The organism is Xenorhabdus sp. IM139775, assembly GCF_028598745.1.
GTDB lineage: Bacteria > Pseudomonadota > Gammaproteobacteria > Enterobacterales > Enterobacteriaceae > Xenorhabdus.
In genome coordinates, this window is the sequence record NZ_JAQRFK010000155.1 from 1 (window position 1) to 2,481 (window position 2,481).

Below are 2,481 nucleotides of genomic sequence, written 5' to 3' on the forward strand. Positions count from 1 at the left end.
TGTTGGGGGAGTTTGAATATGAACCTTACGAAAGAGCAAGAAAAATCCATTACTCAACTGATTAGAAACAGCAATAAAAAACATACCCAGGGGCGTGATCTCAGTCCGGCTGAACCTATGTTAATTCGGGCAGGAATAGCCGGTGATTTACCTTTTAATAGCTTAACCACCGATGTAGTGACAGGCTGTTTACCAGAAAGTATGGCTTGTTATGGTATGTGTTTTTCTGCTATCTCCAGTTGGAAAAATGGTATCGATTTTGGTAAACGTATCGATAATCATCTGGATGAAAATATTTTCTCCCGTGATCTACAAGCCTTGCCTGATTCACAGAAATATATCAGATGCGGGTGGAATAGCGACCCTTCGTGGAATTGGAACGTATCTACACGAATGGCTGAATTAGCACGGGAAACCGGGATCTTAATGATATTTATCACTAAATCTTTTAAAAAAATGACTGATGATATTGCGCAGCGTTTAATTGCAGTCAAAGCGGAGATGAGAGTTTCTGTCAGCGCACTCGATACCAATGAGCAATTAAAAAAACGACTTGATTTTATTGAGTATTATCGTGAAGCCGGAGGGATCGTTATCCCGATAGTATTAACCACATTTTTTAAAGATATCGGGCTTATGGAACGACAGCAAAATATTGTCGATTGGATGGTAATGCATGATTATCCCGCAGCCGAAAACAGTTTGCGGTTCCCTAACGATGCCAAAATTTCTGAAATTGTTGAGCCGGGCATGGTTAAGCCATTGGATAAAGGCAACGAATTTTGGAGTGGTCGTTTATATCCTGATCAACTGGTATTTCCGACCACAACGACGGTTCCGGAAGATTACCAAGGTATTGACAGTGGTTATCTTTCCCAGTTGAGTATGGATGAAATCCATCAATTATTTCTTGATCCCGTAAAAACTCACCAAGAAGTCATGCAATCTAATTCGCCGCTGCACAGCCCCAAAATGTGCGGAGTCTCAGACACACGCCGCCGTGCCCAGGAATATATTGATAAGGTGTAAAAATGAAAATCAGCGAAATCATGGAGTCAGAAAATGGCTCTAAGAAATATTTGCTCTCAGCCAGTGACTCAGATTTAAGAAAAAGCGTTGAATCGACTTTCTTTATCCATACAGAACAACATTTGCCTTATCTCTGCATATCCAGTCAATACGGTTGTGCGGTCGGTTGTATTTTCTGCGAAACAGGCAGGCAACAACCATTGGGAAATATGACAACAGAACAGATAGTGCAACAGGTTTTGTTATGCCATGAACACTTATTGCGTTCAGAAGCACTGGGAGACAGCCCAAGTCTCAATACGATATTGTTTGCCGGCATGGGGGAGCCAATGTTGAACCTGAAAGAGATCAGTGGCGCAATGGCTGAGTTCAGAAAGCAAACGCTGGCAGAGAGGATAACCCTGACAACGGTAGGTATTCGCCACGCCGGAGATAAAATTTATGATCTGTCGCTTGATATGATTTCCATTTCACTCCATGCCACGACGGATGAACAGCGTGACATGCTCATTCCTTCAAAAGCAAAATTTGGTATCAAAGACCTGCTTGACCATTTTTCAGCGTATCATCACCATAAAAATGTGCCCGTTATTGTCAACTATCTGATGTTAAAGGGAATAAATGACTCACCAGAGGATTTGACACGGTTAAAAGATCTGGTGGATAAAGACACGTTTATTATCAAGCTAAAATACTTGAATGAAGTAAGTGATATCAATGGGATAACATTAAATCCCTCAGAAAAAATGCCGGCTTTTGCCAAAGCACTGACCGAAGCAGGTTTTCGGTGTATGTCAGATATCAGTGATGGAACAGAAATTTGGGGCGGCTGTGGGCAACTCAAGTCTCAGGTTAGGGATATTCGCAGTAAGTATCGCATTATGTAACCTGCCACACCTTCATAATAGGGACTCATTTTGATACATACTGCCATGATACCAGCAAATGATAAATTGTGGACTTAGGCTTGGGAAACGCTCTCAAGCCTTGGTTTTTCCATTGCTTGCATGACTTATTTTATGCCTATCCATACCGTCCAAAAATCTTTCTCAACAATATCAACCTCAGCACCCAGTGATTTTTCAATATGCCTGATTAAGTCGGCTATCTCTTTATCACTCAATTCATGCAAAATTGTTAACCTTTTTGGTTATTATCGTTTTTTTATCCGTTAGCGATAGGGGCTATCCCCAAGGAAATTCCTAGCCCCATTAAAATAATGCCAATGAACCGATTGAGTATGGTCTGTTTTTCTGACATGGCGGCTCTAAGTTTATGGTGAGAGAAGAAAACGGCCACCCCAATAAACCAGATGAGGTGCATAAGGGACATAAAGATCCCATACCCTATTTGTAACCCAATGCCAGTCGGTGATGAAACAATTTGAGTAAATGTACTGACAACAAACAGTGTTGATTTTGGATTTAATACATTCGTTAGAAAACCCGTTCT

Annotated in this window: 3 protein-coding genes; 2 read left to right on the forward strand and 1 reads right to left on the reverse strand. The window is 41.1% G+C overall.

Features of this window, described 5'->3' with window-relative positions; translation table 11 throughout:
- On the forward strand, nucleotides 1-1,029 hold a 1,029-nt coding region (locus PSI17_RS16500), incomplete at its 5' end, for a hypothetical protein (protein ID WP_273553001.1).
- Between the two features lie 2 nt (nucleotides 1,030-1,031).
- A complete protein-coding gene (locus tag PSI17_RS16505) occupies nucleotides 1,032-1,916 on the forward strand; it encodes a radical SAM protein (RefSeq protein WP_273553002.1) in 885 nt (294 codons plus the stop codon).
- Nucleotides 1,917-2,193: 277 nt separating this feature from the next.
- Here the strand turns inward: PSI17_RS16505 and PSI17_RS16510 are convergent.
- Nucleotides 2,194-2,481: LysE family transporter (locus PSI17_RS16510; RefSeq protein WP_273553003.1), on the reverse strand; the 288-nt coding region annotated here is incomplete at its 5' end.